Source organism: Cohnella sp. GbtcB17 (assembly GCF_019091135.1).
In the GTDB taxonomy this organism is placed as follows: Bacteria; Bacillota; Bacilli; order Paenibacillales; family Paenibacillaceae; genus Cohnella.
The window spans coordinates 1-16,177 of the sequence record NZ_JAGXJW010000039.1 but is presented as its reverse complement, the minus strand read 5'-3'; the positions used below and the strand labels follow the sequence as shown (position 1 = coordinate 16,177).

The 16,177-nt window shown below is 63.1% G+C and carries 16 protein-coding genes; 5 read left to right on the top strand and 11 right to left on the bottom strand.

Annotated elements, in window-relative coordinates:
- Positions 1-337: 337 nt before the first annotated feature.
- Both KVT38_RS20855 and KVT38_RS20850 read right to left on the bottom strand, forming a co-directional pair.
- Complete coding sequence (locus KVT38_RS20855) at positions 338-2,416, bottom strand: EAL domain-containing protein (protein ID WP_217595679.1); 2,079 nt, start codon at positions 2,414-2,416, stop codon at positions 338-340.
- Positions 2,417-2,442: 26 nt separating this feature from the next.
- Entirely contained in the window at positions 2,443-2,742 is a 300-nt protein-coding gene (locus KVT38_RS20850) for an STAS domain-containing protein (protein WP_217595678.1), read from the bottom strand.
- A 211-nt stretch (positions 2,743-2,953) separates the two neighbouring features.
- Here KVT38_RS20850 and KVT38_RS20845 point away from each other — a divergent pair, with 211 nt between their 5' ends.
- Positions 2,954-3,733 carry an exodeoxyribonuclease III gene (locus KVT38_RS20845; RefSeq protein WP_217595677.1) on the top strand — a complete coding sequence of 260 codons (780 nt, stop codon included), beginning with the start codon at positions 2,954-2,956 and terminating at the stop codon, positions 3,731-3,733.
- An 11-nt stretch (positions 3,734-3,744) separates the two neighbouring features.
- Here the strand turns inward: KVT38_RS20845 and KVT38_RS20840 are convergent, their stop codons facing one another.
- Positions 3,745-4,404, bottom strand: coding sequence for a DUF4183 domain-containing protein (locus KVT38_RS20840; RefSeq protein ID WP_217595676.1), 660 nt, complete (start codon positions 4,402-4,404; stop codon positions 3,745-3,747).
- A 490-nt stretch (positions 4,405-4,894) separates the two neighbouring features.
- On the opposite strand from KVT38_RS20840, the gene KVT38_RS20835 reads away from it, so the two are divergent.
- Complete coding sequence (locus tag KVT38_RS20835; protein ID WP_217595675.1) at positions 4,895-5,305, top strand: DUF4183 domain-containing protein; 411 nt, start codon at positions 4,895-4,897, stop codon at positions 5,303-5,305.
- Between the two features lie 61 nt (positions 5,306-5,366).
- Here the strand turns inward: KVT38_RS20835 and KVT38_RS34880 are convergent, their stop codons facing one another.
- The 6 genes from KVT38_RS34880 to KVT38_RS20805 form a co-directional block, all read right to left on the bottom strand.
- Entirely contained in the window at positions 5,367-6,323 is a 957-nt protein-coding gene (locus KVT38_RS34880; protein WP_254639397.1) for a stalk domain-containing protein, read from the bottom strand.
- A gap of 66 nt (positions 6,324-6,389) precedes the next feature.
- On the bottom strand, positions 6,390-7,262 hold the full coding sequence (gene hflC, locus KVT38_RS20825) for a protease modulator HflC (RefSeq protein ID WP_217595674.1): 873 nt from the start codon (positions 7,260-7,262) through the stop codon (positions 6,390-6,392).
- On the bottom strand, positions 7,259-8,317 hold the full coding sequence (hflK, locus tag KVT38_RS20820) for an FtsH protease activity modulator HflK (RefSeq protein WP_217595673.1): 1,059 nt from the start codon (positions 8,315-8,317) through the stop codon (positions 7,259-7,261). The genes hflC and hflK overlap by 4 nt, the downstream gene beginning before the upstream one ends.
- 86 nt (positions 8,318-8,403) lie before the next feature.
- Positions 8,404-8,793 carry a hypothetical protein gene (locus KVT38_RS20815; protein WP_217595672.1) on the bottom strand — a complete coding sequence of 130 codons (390 nt, stop codon included), beginning with the start codon at positions 8,791-8,793 and terminating at the stop codon, positions 8,404-8,406.
- A 376-nt stretch (positions 8,794-9,169) separates the two neighbouring features.
- Positions 9,170-10,108, bottom strand: coding sequence for an aldo/keto reductase (locus KVT38_RS20810; RefSeq protein ID WP_217595671.1), 939 nt, complete (start codon positions 10,106-10,108; stop codon positions 9,170-9,172).
- Between the two features lie 18 nt (positions 10,109-10,126).
- Complete coding sequence (locus KVT38_RS20805) at positions 10,127-11,125, bottom strand: Gfo/Idh/MocA family protein (protein ID WP_217595670.1); 999 nt, start codon at positions 11,123-11,125, stop codon at positions 10,127-10,129.
- 126 nt (positions 11,126-11,251) lie between these two features.
- Here KVT38_RS20805 and KVT38_RS20800 point away from each other — a divergent pair, with 126 nt between their 5' ends.
- On the top strand, positions 11,252-12,121 hold the full coding sequence (locus tag KVT38_RS20800; protein WP_217595669.1) for a helix-turn-helix transcriptional regulator: 870 nt from the start codon (positions 11,252-11,254) through the stop codon (positions 12,119-12,121).
- Positions 12,122-12,186: 65 nt separating this feature from the next.
- Here KVT38_RS20800 and KVT38_RS20795 read toward each other — a convergent pair whose 3' ends face one another.
- Together KVT38_RS20795 and KVT38_RS20790 are read right to left on the bottom strand one after the other, a co-directional pair.
- Complete coding sequence (locus tag KVT38_RS20795; RefSeq protein WP_217595668.1) at positions 12,187-13,089, bottom strand: aldo/keto reductase; 903 nt, start codon at positions 13,087-13,089, stop codon at positions 12,187-12,189.
- Between the two features lie 111 nt (positions 13,090-13,200).
- Positions 13,201-14,670, bottom strand: coding sequence for a carboxylesterase/lipase family protein (locus tag KVT38_RS20790; protein ID WP_217595667.1), 1,470 nt, complete (start codon positions 14,668-14,670; stop codon positions 13,201-13,203).
- A gap of 168 nt (positions 14,671-14,838) precedes the next feature.
- Here KVT38_RS20790 and KVT38_RS20785 point away from each other — a divergent pair, with 168 nt between their 5' ends.
- The gene (locus KVT38_RS20785) at positions 14,839-15,651 is read left to right on the top strand and encodes a DUF6492 family protein (protein WP_217595666.1); all 813 of its coding nucleotides are present in this window, start codon (positions 14,839-14,841) and stop codon (positions 15,649-15,651) included.
- Between the two features lie 266 nt (positions 15,652-15,917).
- On the top strand, positions 15,918-16,177 hold a 260-nt coding region (locus tag KVT38_RS20780; protein WP_217595665.1), incomplete at its 3' end, for an NADPH-dependent FMN reductase.

Genomic DNA, 16,177 nt, shown 5'->3' with positions numbered 1-16,177 from the left:
TCCTGATCGAGACTTCCTTCAGGGGCGAATGAGACGTCAAGCGCAGTTTGTTCCTGGTCGAGACTTTCTTCCGAGGTAGGCGAGGCGTCAGACGCGATTTGTTCCTAACCGAGACTTTCTTCCGTGGTCGGCGAAGCGTCAAACGCGGTTTGTTCCTAATCGAGACTTCCCCCCGTGGTAGGCGAGACGTCTGACGCGGTTTGTTTCTGGTCGAGACTTTCTTCGGGGGGCGGGTGAGTCGTTTGTCAGATATGACATAAAAAAATCCGCCGGCTTATGCAGCCCGACGGATGTTATGGGGTCATGTTCTGCCTTTAATCGACCTGAGCCGCCGACCTCATCTCCCCGGCGTCAAATAGCCGACCTCCAACTCCGTCGCCGGCATCGGCCGGTCGATGTAGTAGCCCTGCGCGATGTCGCAGCGCAGCTCCCGCAGGCGGGCCATCTGCGCGGGCGTCTCTACGCCTTCTGCGATGACGCGGAGCTCCATGCCTTGCGCCATTTGGATGATGGCGCGCGTGAGCGCCTCGCTTTTCGGATCCGTGGTCAGCTCGGTCAGGAAGCTCTTGTCGATCTTCAAAATGTCGATCGGCAGCTGCTTCAAGTACCCGAGCGCCGAGTAGCCTTTGCCGAAGTCGTCGATCGCGATGCGGAAGCCCGCCGCCCTCAGCTCACGTAGCACGGCGATGACCGGCTCCATATCGACGATGCCGAAGCTCTCCGTGATCTCGAGCACGATCTGACGCGGATCGCAGCCTGCCTCCCGCACGATGCCGCGGATCGACGCCGCCACGTCCGGCGCCATGAATTGCCTGCCGGACAAATTTACCGCGACCGCCGGCACGGCCCGCAACGCCCGGTCCCACTCGCCCAGCTGCCTGCATGCCTCCCCGAGCGCCCAACCGCCGATCTCCCGGATCAGGCCCGTCTCCTCCGCGATCGGGATGAACTCCGAAGGCGGGATCGCGCCCAGCTCGGGATGCCGCCATCTCAGCAGCGACTCCATGCCCTCCAGCCTGCCGCTCGCCAATCCGATCTGCGGCTGGTAGACGAGCTGAAGCTCCCCGCGTTCGGCCGCGAACCGCAGCTCCCGCTCCAGCCGAAGCTTGCGCAAAAAGGCGTCGCTGATCCCCTCGTTGAACACCTGCGGACCCGTGCCGAGCGATTTGGCCTCGTACATGGCCAGGTCCGCATGACGCATGAGCGATTCCAGATCCTTGCCGTGATCCGGATACAGGCTGATGCCGATGCTGGCCGTCATGTAAATCTCGTTGTCCGCCCCTTCGAAGGGGCGCTCCATCAGCTCCGCGATTCGCCGCGACGTTTCCAGCGCTTCCTCCACGCGCTTCAGGCTCCGCAGCACGACGATAAATTCGTCCCCGCCGAGCCTCGACACGACGTCCCCTGTGCGGACCGCCCGCTTCAGACGTTCACCCATTTGCCGCAGCACCTTGTCGCCCGCATCGTGCCCGAGCGAATCGTCGACCGACTTGATCCGGACCAGGTCGATGAACAGCACGCCAAGCCGCTCACCCTTGGTCCGGCAGCCCTCCATGACGTCCTGAAGCATCTCCTGCAGCAGCGCCCGGTTGGGCAGTCCGGTCGACGCATCGTAGTGGGCGAGATACTTCAGCTTGTCCTCCGACTGCTTGCGCTCGGTGGTGTCCTTGAACATGCCGATGTAGTTCGTGACCTCCCCTTGCTCGTCGCGCAGCGTCGTGATGGCGAGAAATTCGGGATACAGCTCGCCGCCCTTCCGCCGATTCCAGATCTCCCCCTGCCATCTGCCTGTGCCGCGGAGACTCGCCCACATCCCGTCGTAAAAATCCCGTCCGTGCCTGCCGGACCGCAGCAGGGCGGGCGTATGCCCGCAAGCCTCTTCTTCCGAATAGCCGGTAACCGCGGTGAACGCCTTGTTGACGGACAGGATTCGGAGCTCCGCATCCGTGATCATAATGCCTTCGCCCGCATGGCTGAACACCTGCGCGTGCAGTCTGAGCTTGGAGGCGGCGCTCTTGTACTCGGTGAGATCTAGGAACATCGCCATATAGTTTTGCAGCTGTCCGGCTTCGTCCTTGACCGCGGAGATCGACAGCCATTGCGGGTATACCTCGCCGTTTTTGCGCCGATTCCAGATCTCGCCCTTCCACTTGCCGTCGAGGTGGATGGCCGCCCACATCCGCGCGTAAAAGTCCGGCGGCTGGCAATCGGACTTGAGCACGCTCGGCGTGAGCCCGACGACTTCGCCTTCGTCGTAGCCCGTAATTCTGGAGAAGGACGGGTTCACTTGCATAATGCGGGCGTGTCTGTCCGTAATCATGATCGCTTCCTGCGAATCGCGGTAAATTCGTGCATAGAGGGTCCATAATGTCTCGTCATGCTTCATGTCGCCCGCCGATGCCAAATATCCGCTCATGCCCATGCCTCCCCGATGCCGCTTTCCTATGTCGTCTTACGCGAGAGCAGCCCGACGGCGTCAAGCTTAGGCTCCAGCCAGGCGCCCGCGTCTCTGATTTCGAACGTCGCTCCGATGTCCGCGCACAGGTTCCTCAAGGCCAGCAGCAGGCCAAGCCCCGAGCTGTCCAGGTCCGTGACCTCGCCCATTCGAAGCGAGACGTCCAGGACGCCGACCGTTAACTCGGGAAACAGCCTGTGCCGGAGCTCCACCGCCTCGGCTACGCCGATCCTGCCCGACGGCACGATCGCGACCGTGCCTTCCTCTCGCCTGATATCGCACTTCATGACGAACCTCCCGCGGGCGTCGACAGCCGTGTGACCCGAACCGACAGACACCGGCATATTTAGGTAGCTTTTTCTTATATACACCGAGCCGACGACGCTGTATGTGACATTTATCACACCTCTATCGCATGAATGATAGTTCCATTCGACACGGATCGGCGACAGCAGGTAGAATTGTAGAAAAGCGACGATCGACGAAGGAGACTATACGATGAAACTGGCGTCATGGAACGTGAACGGACTGCGGGCCGCGGTGAACAAAGGGTTCGGCGAATATTTCGACGCACTGGACGCGGATCTGTTCTGCGTGCAGGAGACGAAGCTCCAGGAGGGCCAGCTCGACGTGGATCACGGAGAGCGGTACGTTCAATATTGGAATTATGCGCAGCAAAAAGGCTACTCCGGCACCGCGGTGTTCTCGAAGCGCAAGCCGTTGTCGGTGCGGTACGGGATCGAAGAGGACGCCGAGGAGGAAGGCCGTATTCTGACGCTGGAGTTCGAAGGCTTCTACCTGGTCAACGTATACACGCCGAACGCCCGCAGGGACTTGTCCCGCCTTGATCTGCGGCTGGCGTGGGAAGACCGGTTCCGCCGATATTTGACCGAGCTCGATGCGGTCAAGCCCGTCGTCGTCTGCGGCGACTTGAACGTCGCGCACGAGGAGATCGATCTGAAAAATCCGAAGCCGAACCGCGGCAACGCAGGTTTCACTGACGAGGAGCGCGCGAAAATGAGCGAGCTGCTGGACGCGGGGTTTATCGATACGTTCCGCCATCTGTACCCGGACCGGACCGACGTGTACTCCTGGTGGTCCTATATGCCGGGCGTCCGGGCACGCAATGTCGGATGGCGTATCGACTACTTCCTCGTATCCGCGCGGCTCGCCCCCTTCGTGCGGGAAGCGTCGATCGACTGCGCCGTCATGGGCAGCGATCACTGTCCCGTGCTGCTCGAGCTGGACGATTCGGTCTGGGAAGGCATCGGACGATAACGGCTGCCTCGCTACGCGGTGATCTCCACGGAAAAGTTGACGATCTGCACCATAATCGGCGTCCCGGCCAAAATCGTCGTGCCTTCGGGGTCGATCGTCAAGGCCGAGGAGGTCAGCGCGTAAAGATCCTGCTCCTGCGGCATACCGTTCACATACAGCATCGAATAGGCGCTCGGGCCCAGTCCTTCGAATTGCGCCGCCGGCACGCCATCTACCGTGAACTGGCCGGCGTCGAGCGTGACCGGGTCGCTTGTGCTTTCTTCTAAAAAGGCCAGATACAGCAGGCTGACCGGGCGAACGGCAATGCCGGTAGGCAGCGGTCCCGGCGGACCTGCGGGACCGGTAGCGCCTGTCGGACCTGCGGGACCGGTAGCGCCTGTCGGTCCCGCGGGTCCGGGCGCGCCTGTCGGTCCCGCGGGTCCGGGCGCGCCGGGCGGTCCAGCGGGTCCGGGCTCCCCGCTCGGCCCCGGGGGCCCCGCCGGTCCCGTCGCGCCTTGGGCTCCGGGAGCGCCGGCAGGACCGGGCGCTCCCGGCGGACCTGCCGGACCAATCTCCCCTGCCGGCCCTGCCGGTCCGGGCAGGCCCTGCTCGCCGCGCTGTCCGGGGTCGCCGCGCAAGCCCTGAATTCCCTGCAGCCCCGCATCGCCCCGCGCGCCCTGTACTCCCTGCATGCCTTGCTCTCCCTGGGCTCCCAGCGTTCCGCCGCCGTTCCCCGTCGCCCCCGGCCGTATGCGGCGATCGCGCGATCGCCTCTGCCGCCGCGCTGCCGGGCAGCGTCGACGAACGCTTTCCCGGTTTTTGCACGCGCTGCAGGAGCGGGAACGCCGCCAAACCGTGCGTTCTCTCTTTTTCCTGGCTCGCTTGCATCGAAGGCTCGTCGTCCCCATGATCGTCTCTCCCCTTTCCCGGTGCGCTTCCTCTACATGGCTCGCCCCGACAGCCGAACCGGCTTATCCGCGTCTGCCGTCAGCCTATTGTATGCAGCGCCCTACGCGCCCGCGTTGGGCCGTTAGCGGGGAGAGGCCGCGATTGCTCCCTCCGCCGCAAGATAAGCCGGATGACGCGGTCGATCTGCCGTATCCCGCCGGCCTGCTACAGCATGTACTGTAAGTAGAGCCGAGACACGCAAGGCAAACCGTTCGGCCCAAGGAGGTGAATGCAATGCCCGTCATCAAACCCGTCATCACCGCCATCGCCAGCGCGCCCGTGGCTACCGGCGGCGTCATTGCGACAACGGTCACCCCGACCGTGGCGCGTTACTATGCCGCAATCACGGCCGCAATGATCGCAGGCGGCGTGACGACAATTCCCGCGGCCAGCTTCCTCGACGACGCCGACGATCCGGTGGCCGCGCTGCCCGCCCCGCCGACCGACGGCTACTACAACGTCTACGTTAACGGAATTCTGCAGCAAGGCGGCCTGTCCACGCTGACCACCGCCAGCCTGGTGCTGGCAACCGGAGATCTGGCCGAAGGCACGCCCGTCTTGCTCGAGGTCAGCACGTTCGGCAGCGCCTCGACATTGACGACGCCGCCGGCCATCTCGGCGCCGACGATCACCGTCATCACCTGATCCAGCGACAGAAAGAAGGCCGGCGCTCCTCGGAGGCCGGCCTTTTTGCCCGTTTTCGTCATCACGAACTTATAAATTGCTGCGTCCAATAGCTGCGATAATCGGAATCCGTATAGTACGCATAGCCGATGCCGATCTGCTCGTAGTCGCCGAGCATGTTCTTCAGATGGCCCGGGCTGTTCTCCCAGGCGGCCACGACCGATGCAGGCGTCTCCTGCCCTGCCGCGATGTTCTCCGCCGCCGACCGGTACTTGATCCCCTGCTCACGCATCATCTCGAACGGGTCGCCGTAGGTCGGAGAGTCGTGGCTGAAGTATCCCTGTTCGCCCATATCGGCGGACTTCAGGCGCGCGACCAGGGACAACGGCACGCTGAGCGCGAACGGCTTGGTCTTGCCGTGCCGCGCGCGAACGTCGTTGGTCCGGAAAAACGCCTCGATCTCCTCGTTCGACAGCTTGAACAGCTCGCCGGAGAGCCCGTACTGCTTAAACGTCATCTCCGGCGCAACGCCCGCGTCGGGCTGCGAGATGACGGCGGTCTTGGTCGCCTGCCGCCATTTGAGCGCATGTCCGGTCAGCTCCGCGCTCGCCCGCAGCGGAATCATCGTGCTGTCCGACAGCAGCTGCGCGGCGACGTCGAGCTCCACGACGTCGGCGGACGCCTTGCCTGAGGCGTCGGTCACCGTCCGCTGCACGTACGGCGAGCCGATCTTCAGCTTCAGCACGGTCCTGGCGCCCTGTGCCGCCTCCATCGTCGCGGTCACGACCCGGGCGTCCGGGTCCCATGCCATGCGCGCGCCCATCGCTTCGAGCAGCGCGCGGGCGGGCACGAGCATGCGCCCCGCCTGGATGACCGGCGCCGCCTCCGCGAAGACGACGGGCTTGCCGTCGACGATGGCATTCGCAGCGGCGGTCCCTGCCGCCGCTACGGAACCCGCGCCGCCGGGCGCCGGCGCAGCCAGCCCGATCGCCAGCAGCAACGCCAGTCCCGCCTTGCCCATCGTACCGTATAGCCTCATCCGCATCGCCTCCCTCTGTGGTGTTTATTTACCCGTATGCCAGAAGGCTCTACCCGAATCGCGCCTTTACCGCTCGCCCAGCAGGATCCGCGTGTACGGCGAATCCGCAGGCAGCATGATGACCGGCTCGCCCTTGAACGTCGTCGTGTAGCTCTGCAGCGTGCGATACAGCTTGTAAAACTTCGGATCCTTGCCGTACGCCTCGTTGTAGATGCGCGCCGCTTCCTTCTCGCCCTCGGCCACGATCTTCTTGGCATCCGCCTCGGCCTGCGCGATGAGCTCCTGCGCCTGACGGTCCGCGTTGGACGTCACCTTGCGCGACTGCTCGTCGCCCTCGGACAGATAGCCGGCCGCGATTGACTGCCGATCCGAGATCATGCGGTTGTAGACGCTCTGCTTGTTCTCCTCCGGCAGGTCCGTCTTCTTGATGCGCACGTCGATGATGTCGATGCCGTAGTTCTGATTCGCCGCGACGTCCTTGACCATCTGGGTGATCTCGTCGTTGATGTCGCCCCGCGCCGTCGTCTCGCTGATAATGCTGCCGTATTCGATCTCCGACAGCTTGCGCCGCACCGCGTTGTAGACGGCGTCGCCGATGCGTCCCTCAGCTGCAGACACGGTCTGCAGCGATCGCAGGAAGCGATGCGGATCGTCGATGCGCCATACCGAGTAATTGTCGACGATGATCGGCTTCTTGTCTTTGGTCAGAATCGTCGTCGGCTGGCTGTCGTAGATGCGCTGGTACTTGGGGAGCGTGCGCACGGACTCGATAAACGGTATTTTAAAATGAATGCCGGGAGACTGGTGAATGCGCGTCGCCTCGCCGAACTTGAGCACGACCTTGTACTGTCCCTCGCCGACGACGAACATGGAGCCGGAGAGGAGAATGATAAGCAACAGCGCGCCGACCCCGGTCAGGATCCATTTACGGGTGTTCATTGTCCGGCACCTCCTTGGCCTGCGTTAGGCTGCGTCGTAGTACCGCCCGTGCCGCCTGAAGTCGTCGACTTGGCGCCGCTGTTTTTGAGGAAGCTGTCGAGCGGCAGGTAGTTCACCGTATCCCCGCTGCCGTCGGTCACGATGACCTTGGCGTTCGGCAAAATCTGCTCAAGCGTCTCGAGCACGAGGCGGTCGGCGGTGACTTCCGGATTTTTAGCATATTCATTGTAAACGGCATTAAATTGCGCCACGTCGCCCTGCGCGTTCAGAATCCGCGACTTCTTCTGCGCCTCCGCCTGCTCGATGAGTGCCTGCGCCTCTCCCCGCGCCTTGGGGAGCCGGTCGTTCACGTACTTCTGCGCCTGGTTGATCTTCGTGTTCTTCTCCTCGCGCGCATTGGTGACTTCCTTGAACGCCGTCTGCACCTGGCCCTCGGGCGGTTCGATATCCTGGAACTTCAGGTCGATGATATGAATGCCCGTGCCGTACTTCTCCTGAACCTCTTCAAGCTTTTTCTTGACGTCGGTCTGGATGACCGTCTTGCCTTCCGTGATCGCGTAATCCAGCTTGGTTGCGCCCATCACGGAACGAATCGCCGCGCTGGCCGAATTCCGCAGGAACTGCTCCGGATCGTCGATGTTGTACAAATAGTCGCGGATGTTGGCCACCCTCCACTCGATGACCGCGTCGGCGGAGACGATGTTCTCGTCGCCCGTGATCATGAGCGCTTCGGATTCGACCGGCGTCACCTTCCCGCCGCTGTCCTCTCGGTAGCCGATGTGCAGCTTCTGCGTCAGGTTGGCCGGCACCTTCACGACCCGCTGGACCGGCGAAGGCAGCTTGAAGTGCAGACCCGGCTTCTCCTGCGTCGCCGTATACTTGCCGAACGTCAGAATCGCCGCTTGCTCCTGCTCCTGCACCGTGTAGAACGTCGTCGAGCCGATCCAGACGACGATGACCGCGACGATGCCGAGAACGATAAGCCGCCACGTGCGCTTGGGCAGCTGCGGCATCTGGTACGTCTTCTGCGTCTTGCCGCCTTGAAATACTTCCATGTGCGTCATCCCCTCCCATGTTGTATAGGAGTACATACGCTGAAAGGGCGGAAGCGTTGCCACGGATTGCGCGGCTGAAGGGAGGGCTACTGGCCCTCGGCTCCCAACAGCTCCTGGATCAGCGAACGCTGCAGGTCGTCCAGACCTCTGAAATAGGCCATGTAATGAAGGCCGTTCTCGCTCCAGGCATAATAGGTATGGCTGCGGTCGTCCGTCTGGCCCGTGCCGATCCCGTACGGGTCGAATGAGCGCTTTAGATCCTTGAAAATCGCCACATCGACGCCACCCGCATCCAGATGGTCTGTTGGCGGAAGTTTGGTATTGTCTATGAGTGGCGTGCGGCTCTGGTAGAGAGTCACATAGTCGTTCAAATCGCCGATCGGAGCATCGTAAGGCGCGCGATACGTTCGCTCCAGAGCGTCGCCAGGCGGACGGAAGTAAAAGCCCGTATTATGATCCTGCGGCCTGAGCAGCATCGCATCGCTCAGCTGCAGCCGGTCGTCTAGCAGTCTGCGCGGCAGCTTCGCGTCAAACCCGAGAATCTGCTCTGCCGCCGCAAGATCCTCTTCGTCGTAGAGAGGAAACGAGTTGCCCGCGCCGCTGTAGTCCGCTTGCCGAAGCTGCCCGGGCGGGACGAAGGACCGGAGCAGCCGGTCGCGCTGCGCGTCGGTCAGGTTCAGCCAATGCTGCGGCAGACCTTCCTCCCTCGTATGGTTCTCGCTCCAGTAGTCCAGCGCATACCAGATATCGCCGTCCTGCCAGATGAAGCTCTTGGCGCGCTCCGGCTGAATGAAATAAAAAAGAACGGGCGAAGCGGATCCTATCCCGCTTCATCCCGTTCGTGTCTGTCCGTCAGACCGTCTCCCTCTTCAAATCCAGCCAGTCCAGCTCCTCTCGCGTCAACGCGAGGCGCATCGCCTCGTCGCAGGAGCGAAGCTCCTCCGCGTTGCGGGCGCCGATGAGCGCGCAGGCCGGGAACGGCTGGTTCAGCACATAGGCGAGCGCGATCTGGATCGCGGTGACGCCTTTGTCCGCGGCGAGCCGTTCGGCGCGCGCAAGACGCTCCCAGTTGGCGTCGTTGTAGAACACGCGTACCAGATCGGCGTCGCTGCGGTCATCCGGGGAGAAGCGTCCCGTGAAAAAGCCGCGCGCCTGCGACGACCAGGAGAGCAGCGGAAGCTGGTGCTTCTCGTGCCAGTCGATCGTCGCCTGGTCCGCGGAGACCGCGTCCTTCCAGTAAGGCTCCTTGGCCTTCGCAAGACTGAGGTTCGGGCTGCTGAACGTGAAGCCGACGAGGCCGTGGGCGGCGGCATACTCGTTGGCCTCCTGCAGCCGCTGCCACGTCCAGTTGGAGCCGCCGATCGCCCCGATCGCGCCGGATTCGATGTGCGCGTTCAATGCCTCGACGATGACGCCGACATGGACGTCGGGGTCGTCGCGATGCAGCGCGTACAGCTCGATGTGATCCGTCCGCAGCCGTTCGAGGCTGACTTGAAGATCGTCCGCGATCGCCTGCTTGTTCACACGCGGGCCGTTCTGGTCATGATGCGCCCCCTTCGTCAGGATGACGATCTTGTCCCGGTTGCCGCGTTCCTCCATATACTTGCCCAGTACCTCTTCGCTCTGTCCGCCGCAATAGATGTGCGCGCTGTCTACGGCGTTGCCGCCGAGCGCCAGAAAGGCATCCATGTTAGCCGCCGCCAGCTCGTACGCGTGGTGGTAAAAATAATCGGTTCCCTTGATCAGGCGGGACACGGGCAATCGCGATCCCGGAATGTCGATGTAATCCATGCGCACAACCTCCTTTATTTAAATGACGATGCGCGCGCGTTCGGAAGCCGATCGCAGCACCGCGTCGATGACCTTCATGTTGCGCACCGCGTCCTCCGGTCCGAACGCCGGCGCCGCACCGTCCAACACCGCACCGGCAAATTCGTCGCCTTGCAGTGCATATTGATTGCCGCGCGGCACCTCGATCTCCCGTCTGCCGTCTTTGGAGACGACGAAAAAGTTGTATCCGCCGTCAGGCCCGGCGACGAATGCCGAAGGCACCTGAATGCTCCCCTGGGTGCCCAGCACCTCGAGCGTATTGCGCGAGGACGCCCACATGCCGCAGTCGAAGGTCAGCGCCACGCCGCCCGCGAATTCGACCAGCCCGGATGCCATCATATCGACGCCGTCGTGCTCGGGCGAGAAAAACGCATGCGCCGTCGCCGCCTCCGGCTCTTGCCCGAGAATGAGCCTTGCCGCGCTGATCGGATAGCAGCCGACGTCGTACACCGAGCCGCCGCCCCAGTCGCGCCGATAGCGGATGTTCGTATGATTGGCGGCGTTGTTGAAGGTAAACGTGCCGTGAATGCCCCGGACCTCACCGATCTCGCCGGACTCGACCATTTGCCGGATCATGCGGTAGCGCGGATGATGGCGGTACATGAACGCCTCCGCCAGATGCACGCCCTTCTCTTGGCAAACCTCGACCATGCGCCCGGCCTCCGCCGCATCAAGCGCGATCGGCTTTTCGCAAAGGACATGCTTGCCCGCCTCCGCAGCGCGGATCGTCCACGGCAGGTGCAGGTGATTCGGCAGCGGTATGTAGACCGCGTCGATCGTATCGTCCGCGAGCAGCGCTTCGTAGCTGCCGTAAGCGCGTTCGATGCCGAGACGCTCCGCCGTCTCCTTCGCTTTGTCCCCGTCCCGGCTCGCGATGGCCGCCACAACGTTCCGCTCCGACTGCTGCAGACCCGGTATCACCGCGCGAACCGCGATGCCCGCGCATCCGAGAATTCCCCATCTCAGCTTGCGTTCCATTGAACCGCTGCCTCCCTGCTTACGTTGGATTAATATGATATTGTCAGTATAATAACAACCATTTAAAATTAAAATAACAGCTTATTGACCGATATTAAAACAATATTGTCATATAGGGGGAAGGCTTTGAAAAGACAAGCGCATCTGCTGACGCTGGCCGGAAGCCCGTATCTCGTCATGCCCGAATCGGTGGGCGCCTACAGCGATTTTCCCGATCATACGGTTCTGAGGGAAGCCGGCGTGCTCAACAATTTCAACATCCATTACGTGGCGGCGGGCAAAGGCTATGCGGAGACCGAGACCGGCGTGCACGAGCTGCGGGCGGGAGATGCCGTATTGTATTTTCCGCTGCAGCGGCAGCGCTACTATAGCAGCGAGGACGAGCCTTGGGACGTGCGGTGGGTGCACTTTTACGGGGAGGAGCTGCGCGACTACCTGATGCGGCTCGGCTTCCATCAGTCCGCGGTCTGGTCCCTCCGGCAGCGGGAGGCCTGGGAGGACGCGCATATGGCGCTGCTGGACGAAGCTGAGGCGCATCAGCTGCTGCGCCCCGTCCGCTTGTCTATGCTGACCTACACCCTGTTCTCGGAGTTCGTTCAGCAAGCCGTCCCGATCTCCGGCGTCAAGTCGGCAGGAACCGACCGCCGCATTCTGGAGCTGCTGCCCGACATGCAGCGGGAAGCTTGCGCGCCCTTCATGCTTGAGGATTGGGCGTCGCGCGCGGGCGTGAGCCGCCATTATTTTTGCAAGCTGTTCCGGCAGGCAATGGGCTTCTCGCCCATGGACTTCGTCACCCGCTGCCGGCTGCAGGCGGCCAAGCAGTGGCTGCTCGAGCACCCGACGCTGCCCGTCGGGCGCATCGCGGAGGATGCGGGGTATCCGAGCGCGAGCTACTTTAACAAGCGCTTCAGCGAGCATGAAGGCGTCACGCCGACGGAGTACCGAAGGCTGTTCGGAAAAGCGCAGCGCGCGACGGGAGAGCGGGACGGCGGCTGAGGTTGTTGGCTAACTGCGGCGCGCGGCGGCTCGGCAGCTCGGCCAAGATGCCGTATGCAAAGGCATCAGCGATGCAGCGCGTAAAGGTTTGCCTTGCTCGCGCCGCGGATCGCCTCGAGCTCGGCGTCGGAAAGCGGAGGCACTTCGGCGGCCGCGAGGTTTTGCAGCAGCTGCTCGCGGCTGCTCGCTCCGGGGATCGCCGCGGCGACCGCGGGGGGACCGAGCGAATAGCGGATCGAGAGCTGCGAGAGACTGCGCGCCGGAGAGGTCAACGGCTCCAGCTTGCTGCGCAGTGCGACCAGCTCGTCCAGCTCGTAGTCGAGCACGCCCTTTGCCGGCTCGCGTCCTTCCGCCAGCGCCCCGCTCGCAACGGGTCCGCGCGCAATGACGCCGATTCCTTTTTCCGCCAGAAGCGGCAGCACCGTCTCCTCGGCCCGTCGGTCGACGATGCTGTATTGATTCATGACGCTCGCGATGCCGGAGCGCGCGGCATACTCGCGGATGACGTTCGGCCGGATCGAGGAGATGCCGTACGCCCGAATGATGCCCTCGCGCTTCAACTGCTCGAACGCCTCGATCGTCTCGTCGATCGGATCGTCCAACGTGCCGCCGTGCAGCTGATACAGGTCGATATAGTCGGTGCCGAGCCGCTTCAGGCTATTCCGGACGGCCGACAGAATGTACGCCTTGGAGGCGTCCCACGTCCAGCCTTCCTGGCCCGGCGCGCGCCGGTTGCCCACCTTGGTAGCCAGCACAACCTGTTCGCGTTTGCCCTTGATCGCTTTGCCCACCAGCTCCTCGTTGCGCCCGCCGTCGTACAGGTCGGCCGTATCCAGCAGCGTGACGCCCCGGTCGAGCGCCTCTCCGATCAATGCGACCGCTTTCGTCTCCTCCGTGCCCAGCGACATGCAGCCAAGACCGATCTCGCCGACATACAGCTCCGAGCCGCCCAATCGATTCTTTTTCATCAGCCGATCCCCTCCTTGGTTCCGTTCAACGCTTTTTAACCCTATTAAGCCTTTAAGCTACTACCATGTCCCGCCGTAACTTATCGCGACGATTCACGTCTGTCATCCCTGCTACAAGCCCAGCAGCGCGCGCTTGCCCGCCGCCGGATCCGACACGGCCGCCGATTCGTCAACCTCGCCGAAGATCATCGTCAACCGCTCCGGCTCCCCATAGGGCGGCCACGCCAGCATCTCCGTGTCAGGCGATCCCGTCTTCGCAAAAGCGAGCCATGCCGCCTGCATCTCCCCGGCCAGCCGCTGCGCGTCCTGACCCAGCGTCACGCCCAGCCGGCTCTCCAGCACCTGCAGATTGCCGAACACAAACACGATCTCCCGCGTATGCACCGCGCGCGCCAGCGACGGATGCACAGGCGAAGTCCAATCGAACCGATACATCCAGACCGGCGCATGGCGGGCCTGCGCATCGGCGAGCCGTACCGCGGCGCGCCAGAAAAACAAATCCGTCATAATGTCCGCCTGCCCTTGAGCCGTATGCGGATACGAATGCACGAGCGCTGCCGCGTCGGCAATGTCGGTCATCAGCTCGACGCCGAGAATTGCGCCCTCCAGCGGCATGGGCGCCGAACCCGGACGAATGAAATATTCGCCTTCGTCCCTGTTCGTGCCGACGAGCAGTGCGACGCCGCCGGCCGCGCCTGCCCGAACCCCCTCGAGCGGCTCGACAGGCAGCGTGGCCGCGTCGACGACCGGCTGGAAGAGCATCGCCGGTCCGCCGCCCAGCATCCTCCCCATCTCCTCGGCCGCCTGCATGACGGCGGACGCGGGCAACGCCTTCAAGAGATGCGCGTCGGACCGCTCGATGCCGAGCAGCAACAGGAGGCCCCCCGTGACCTGCTCGGCCTGCTCCGCCGGCAGCGTCTGCGCGGCGCCGCTCTGCAGAATCGCCCGCGCGAACAGGCCCTTCGCGTCCGGCATCGCGAGCAGCGCGGCGATGCTCATCGCGCCTGCGGACTCGCCGAACACGGTCACCTGCGCCGGATCCCCGCCGAACGCGGCAATCTCCGAGCGGACCCAGGACAGCGCGGCGATCTGGTCGAGCAGCCCCGCGTTGGAGACGAAGCCCTCGCCGAGCGGCGCAAGATGCAAAAATCCGAAGGGACCGAGCCGGTAATTGATCGTGACCGCGATCACGCCTTGGCGGGCGAAGCCTGAGCCGTCGTAAGCCGGATCCGCGCCGGTGCCGGTGACGAAAGCGCCGCCGTGGACCCAGACCATGACGGGCAGCGGCTTTTTCGTTCGTTTGGCGGGTGCCCATATATTTAAGTACAGACAATCCTCGCAAGGCTGCGGCGTATCCGCCGGAAGACCGTACTTCTCTGCGGTCTCGCCGGGCTGCGGGCACGGCGGGCCGAACGTTTTGGCCGGCCTGACGCCCGTCCAGGCCGCCGGACGCTCTGGCGCTTCGAATCGCAGCTCGCCTACCGGCGGCCTTGCGTACGGAATTCCCTTCCACGCTCTCGCGCCGTTCTCGGCTTGCCCTTCCAACCATCCAAAGCTTGTCTTGATCCGCAAGTCGTCCACAGGCGCGCACCCTTTCCTGTCAACCTTCCTTATCTTATTATCAACGCTGGCAAAGTGATTTTCCAGTCGCCGGCCCAAGCCAATGCCCGCGAGCGTCATAAGCTGTACCACATGGACCAAAAATAGCCGGCAAACGGCCTCCGTGAGCGGAAAGGAGAGGCGAGCGACATGGCTTCAGCCCAATCAGGCGCAGGAAAGACGGGCCCCCGCATCGACGTGCTGATCCCCGCGATCGAAAAGGATCTGGGCACCCTGCCCCACGTGATCGACGGCATCCGCAAGCAGGTTAAGCATCCGATCGCCAGCTTTATGATCGTCTCGCCGAACAGCAAGCGAATCCGGGCGCTCTGCCGGAGAAAAGGCTGCAAGTTCGTCGACGAGCGGACGGTGCTGCCGATCGGCAAAAAGGATATCCGCTACGGCACCAAACGCTGGAATCGCGCGGGCTGGCTCTACCAGCAGCTGCTCAAGCTCGCAGGCAGCAAGCTCGGCGCGGCAGGCCACTACCTCGTGGCGGACGCGGATACGGTGCTGATTCGGCCCCACCGGTTCGTGACGGGCGGGCGGCCGATTTTTTACTGCAGGAGCTGGAGCCAGGGCGAGTACTTCCGCACGTACCGCAAGCTGCTCGGCACCAGGGCAACCGCGCCCCGTTCCTTCGTCACGCACTACATGCTGTTTAACAAGTCGAAGGTCCGGCAGTTAAAGGGGAAAATCGAGGCGCGCCACGGCAAGCGCTGGTACAAGGCGATCATCGGCAGCATCGACAAGACGAAGCAGTTCGGCTTTTCCGAATTCGAGACGTACGGCAACTTCTTGCACGGCCGCAACCCCCGCGGCATCGTCATGAAGTCCGCTTTGAACAAAAGCCTGCACACGTCGTACTCCTCGTTGACGCCGGCACGACTGCGGAAGCTCGCGGGGAAGTACCGCTCGATCTCCTTTCACAAGCGGAAGATCTATTCGAGACCCGGCGTGTAAATGCGTGCTCGAAACAGCCCAGGCGCGATGCGTCTGGGCTGTTGTTAGGAAGACTGTAGATCAGGCGCATATGGAGATGGCGCTATCCGCAGGCTACATGGAGCGAAGGGCTCATGCTAACGGCCGCCTGCTTTTCCCCGCTTGATCAATCCCGCCGTCTGGGCTACGATACTTGCAAGGCAAGCTCCTCCCGCGGACCCGCATCGCTTCAGCCACCATGAGCACGGGGAGACGGCTCCTACATATCTCGGCTGGAGGAATCATACATGACAAAGATCGCCATCATCATCGGAAGCACGCGTCCCGGACGCAAAGCCGAAGACGTCGCCAAGTGGGTATACGAGATCGCCGTCAAACGGGACGACGCGTCCTTCGAGCTCGTGGACATCGCCGACTACGCCCTGCCCTTGTACGACGAGCCGATCCCTCCCGTCATGGGCAACTACAAGCACGCGCATACGCTGGCCTGGTCCGAGCGGATCAAGGGCTTCGACGACTCCGTGTTCGTCACCCCCGAGTACAATCA